Annotated in this window: 5 protein-coding genes; 1 reads left to right on the top strand and 4 read right to left on the bottom strand. The window is 72.8% G+C overall.

Going from position 1 to position 4,225, the window contains the following annotated elements; all coding sequences use genetic code 11:
* Window positions 1-170: 170 nt before the first annotated feature.
* The 4 genes from E1265_RS34325 to E1265_RS34345 form a co-directional block, all read right to left on the bottom strand.
* Window positions 171-1,148, bottom strand: coding sequence for a hypothetical protein (locus E1265_RS34325; RefSeq protein WP_165953981.1), 978 nt, complete (start codon window positions 1,146-1,148; stop codon window positions 171-173).
* Window positions 1,149-1,493: 345 nt separating this feature from the next.
* Window positions 1,494-1,871, bottom strand: coding sequence for a hypothetical protein (locus E1265_RS34335; protein WP_132934867.1), 378 nt, complete (start codon window positions 1,869-1,871; stop codon window positions 1,494-1,496).
* A gap of 19 nt (window positions 1,872-1,890) precedes the next feature.
* Window positions 1,891-2,238, bottom strand: a complete 348-nt coding sequence (locus E1265_RS34340; protein WP_132934868.1) for a hypothetical protein — start codon at window positions 2,236-2,238, stop codon at window positions 1,891-1,893.
* Complete coding sequence (locus tag E1265_RS34345; RefSeq protein WP_165953982.1) at window positions 2,235-3,569, bottom strand: glycosyltransferase family 4 protein; 1,335 nt, start codon at window positions 3,567-3,569, stop codon at window positions 2,235-2,237. Before E1265_RS34345 ends, E1265_RS34340 begins: the two co-directional genes overlap by 4 nt.
* Window positions 3,570-3,798: 229 nt before the next feature.
* On the opposite strand from E1265_RS34345, the gene E1265_RS34350 reads away from it, so the two are divergent.
* Window positions 3,799-4,225: helix-turn-helix transcriptional regulator (locus E1265_RS34350; protein ID WP_132934870.1), on the top strand; the 427-nt coding region annotated here is incomplete at its 3' end.

Here is a 4,225-nt window from a genome sequence, read left to right on the forward strand (position 1 = left end):
TACCCTCAGCGCTCCCGCCTACCTCGGCAAGCGACACGCCGCCAGCCGTCTCGATCAGGCGATCAGTCGTCGTACTCATCAGGTGACTCCTTCGGGGAGATCCACACCTGATTCATGACACTCCCGCGCCGGCAGGACGCGCACCGCGCTGTGGCATCACGGGACCGGGATCAGGCGGTCGGCTGATGCCTCGGGATCGCGTCGAGCGCGCGTTGGATCGAGACGAGGCCGTCCATGTCGCCTCGGTCCCGGGCGAGGTGAGCCCCGAAGTGGTAGCAGTCGAGGGCCTGCGGGACGCGGCCGGTGGCGATGTGCACAGCGGCGAGTTGCATCAGCGCCTTGCCGCAGGGCAGCGAGGCGCCCAGACCGCTGAGGGTCTCGATCGCCGCGTTGAGAAGGTCCCGGGCGCGGTCGTCGTTGCCGGCGCCGGCTTCAGCGCGCGCCCATTGCGTCTGTGCGAGGGCCGCGCCGTGCTGATCGGGTGCGGGGCTGTTGAGGATGAGCGTGTCGTAGGCGGTGCTGGCCAGGGCGGCGCCTTCGGAGTACCGCTCGGTGTTGTTGGCGCGTTGGGCGAGCGCGGTCAGGGCCAGGGCGGAGGTGCGTTCCTCGCCCTCGTGTCGACACTCGGCGACCGCGCGCCACCACAACGCCTCGGCGTGGTCCTCACGTCCCAGGGCCTCGTGGGCGAGGGCGAGGTGGTGGATCGTGCTGGCCGCGTTCCGCGGGGCGCCGGCGGCGGCGTAGTGCTCCTTCGCCTCGAAGAGCAGGCCGAGAGCATGCCGCGGATCGGTGGCGAGTTCCGTGAGGCCCGTGTTGACGAGCATGCGGCCGATGGCCGCCCGGTCGCGCGCGCCGCGGGCGGCGGTCAGCCCGATGCGGTGGGCGGCACGGGCCTCCTCGCCGATGCCGAAGCTGTTCCAGTGCGGCCAGAGCGAGCCGACGAGCTGATAGGCGACGTGGCCTGGAACGCGGTCGCTGCGGACGATCGCCAGCAGGGCCGGGTACTCCGCCCTCAGCCAGTCGAGCGCCTGCCGAGGCCCGGCGAACGACGCGTGGGGCTCGGGGTGGGCCTGGGGCTGCGCGGCGGTCCGGTAGGGCTCGAGTCTCGTACTCGGGCAGCGGCGGCGGACAGCACGTAGGAGTCGCACATCCGTCGCATGGCCGCCGTCCTGGACCGCTCGGTCTCGTGTTGTGCGGCCTGGGCGGCGGCGTGCCCGTGGACGGCGGCCAACATGCGGTAGCGGTCCTGGCCGCCGCCGGCCGGAGGCAACTCGCTGACGAGGCCGGCCTCCAGCAGGGCCTCCAGTGCCGACAAGGGATCGTCCTGGAACGCCGCCGAAGCCACCTCCGCACTGATCTCCGGCACAGGATGCAGGCCGATCAGCCGGTACAGGGCGGCGGCGTGGTCGGGGAGTTGGTGGTAGGCGTGGTCGAGGGTGGTCGCCACGACGGTCTCCTTCGATCGTCCGGGGAGATAGCGGTGCGGGAGCTGCTCACGGCTGCGCGGCGCCAGCGCTACGGGCGGGCGGCGGCCCGGAGGCCACAGGGATCAAGCGGAGTACGCGCACGGGTCGTATCGCCCAGCGCTGGGGGCCGAGCGTCAGGGACATGGGCTCGTGCCGGCGGAGTCGGGCGAGGTCGACCTGATAGCCAAGCAACCGCCACTCGCCGGCACGCCGACCGTGCTCACCCTCGTGGTGCGGTCCTGGCCTGCCCAGTTCCGCCCACACCCAGCCGACCGCTTCCGCCGCCCGGCCGGCCAGGTGGAAACGCCAGGCCAGGACCGTGTCGGCGGCCCCCGGAGGGCGCAGGCTGTGCTCGCCGAGGAACGCGTCGCGCACCAGTTGGACGTCGAATGGGCCCTCGCGCATCAAGGTGCCGTCTCCTTCCTCACGTCGTCGGGTCGCTCGGCGGGGAACAGGCGGCGGCCCGGCACGGCCCGGGGCCGGTGACCGCGCGCGGTCCCGAGGCCATGCCGAGGACCGCGAGGGCGATCGCGGCGATGAGCGTGACCAAGAGCGCGGCTTCCGCCTTGGTGGCGGGCCAGGAGTCCCGGGGTTCCGTCGGCTCGTCCGTCGGGCAGGCGGGGGCGCAGGCCATCAGCTGGCCCCGGCCGAAGGGGCGGGTGGCGGGCGCGTCGGCGAGGAAGTGGCCGCACACGGCGCAGGAGATGCACTCGCGCTGAAAGACGGTCAGCGCCCGGAGGTCGACGTCGATGTCGACGAGGTTGTGCGTCATCGCGCGCCCGTCCGACCACGGCCGGCCCGCGTGCGGACGGCGCGGGTGAGCGCGGCCTCGTAGCCGTCGAGCATGGCGTCCTGGGTGAGCCGCCCGGCGGTCGCGCGGCCGGCGACGGCCAGCCGGTTGTGGAGTTCGCGGTTCGTCAGCGCCGTCTCGACGGCCTCAGCCAGGGCCGGCGGTCTGCCGGGCGGCACGAGCAGCCCGTTACGGCCGTGGTCGATGACCTCCCGGGCTCCCCCCTGGGCGGTGGTGATGACGGGGGCGCCGGCGAGCATCGCCTCGATCAGGCTGTAACCCAGCGGCCCGGGCATCCGCGGCGCGTGGACCACCAGGTCGCAGGAGCCGTAGCAGGCGGCCATCTCCAGCCGGCTGAGCGGCCCGAGGAGATGCACGTGGTCGCGCACGCCGGCCTCCCTGATCAGCCGGGCCAGGTGGTCCTGGTATGCGGGCCATCGCGGGTCGACGAGGCCGGCGCCGGTGATGGCGACGCACGCGTTCCGCAGCCGGCCACGGCGAACCAGCACCTCCGCCGCCCGGATGACGTCCTCGTGGCCTCTGCCGGGCACGCGCCGACCCGGCACCAGGATCACGCCGTGCCTGGGGTCGAGACCGTTGCGCTCGCGGACCCGGCGGAACGCCCCGGCCGCCCTGGCCCGAGCCACCAGCGACCGGAAGCGGCCGGCGTCCATGCCGTTGATCACCGTGCTGATGGCGCTCTCCGGGACGCCGGAGGAGAGCAGCGCACGGCACACGGAGCCCGAGCCCGCGATCAACCGCACGCCCGACGCGCTGCCGAGCACCCGGCGTGCGAGGAACCCGAACCGGCGGCCGGTGTCCACCGCGTCGTGGATCAGGCCGGTGACGCGCAGGTCGGCGCAGACCAGGCCCATCTCCCTGGCCTTGACGAGCGCGACGACGGGGTCGATGTTCTGCGCCACCACGTGCGTGGCCCCTGCCTCCTTCACGGCCTTGGCGTACTGCTCGGCCAGTGAGCGCCACAGCGCGTTGTCCGGCTGGTCGACCGCGCCCTCGTAGCAGCGGTGCGTGCGGATCGGGCAGGTCCGGTCGCTGCGGTCGTTCAAGAACTCCGGGAACTGCGTCGCGATGGGAAGTGCCCGTACCCGCACGCCCTCCGGAATCAACAGCTCCGCCGGCGGCCCGGGTTCGGCGGCGCCGGTGTAGGCCACGGTGACGCGCGTGCCGGGGTGCCGGCGCACGAGGCCGGCCAGCAGCTGGTGGGTGTGCTCCACGAGGCCGGACTCCCTGACCGGCTTCTCTCCGCCGGTGGCCAGCCAGCGGCCCCGGACGTCGTCTGCACAGATGAGCAAGCGGTTCGGCAACGGCGGCATGGGCGTGACCTCCAGGGCGGATCTCGACGGCGAGATGGCGGCCCTTCAACGCTGCCGACGTCACGAACTCGGCGGTAGGTCAATCGCGTTGCCACCCGCTGCCGCCGAGAGCAACAAGGAGCAACACCCGCTGACCGCCGTGATGCGAAGCGCTCCGCTACATTTCGTTTACCGCGTGTGTCCGCAGACAGGTGAGAGCGGAGGCAGGATGACCAGCACACGCCCCTCCCCCAAGACCAAGCGCCCCCTCGGCTACCTGCTCAAACGCGCCCGCGAGGCGCGTGACCTGACGCAGGCCGAGTTCGCGCGCCGCATTCGCCGACGCAGCGTCGAGGCGGGCCGACCGCTGGGGACGGGGCGCGACGGGGTGTGCCACTGGGAGAAGGACCGCACCCCCGACCGCCCCACCCAACACCTCATCGCGGACGAGTTGGGTATTCCACGCCAGTTGGTAGATGAGCGACCATGGCCTCAGTGGCTCGCCGACGACCCCGCCCAACGACCCACCCCGCTGCCCTGGACCCTGCCCGGCGCGGCCCAGGCGCTCAATGACATCACAGGTGGTGCACCCATGGACGTCACACGCAGGGAACTGGTCCTCATCTCCGGCGGCACCCTGACCGCCTCCCTCCTCG

Source organism: Streptomyces sp. 8K308, from assembly GCF_004348315.1.
Taxonomy (GTDB): domain Bacteria; phylum Actinomycetota; class Actinomycetes; order Streptomycetales; family Streptomycetaceae; genus Streptomyces.

Excerpts from the sequence above, each read along its gene's own strand:
- E1265_RS34335 (WP_132934867.1), bottom strand. The coding sequence starts at position 1,871 with ATGCGCGAGGGCCCATTCGACGTCCAACTGGTGCGCGACGCGTTCCTC.
- E1265_RS34340 (WP_132934868.1), bottom strand. The coding sequence starts at position 2,238 with ATGACGCACAACCTCGTCGACATCGACGTCGACCTCCGGGCGCTGACC.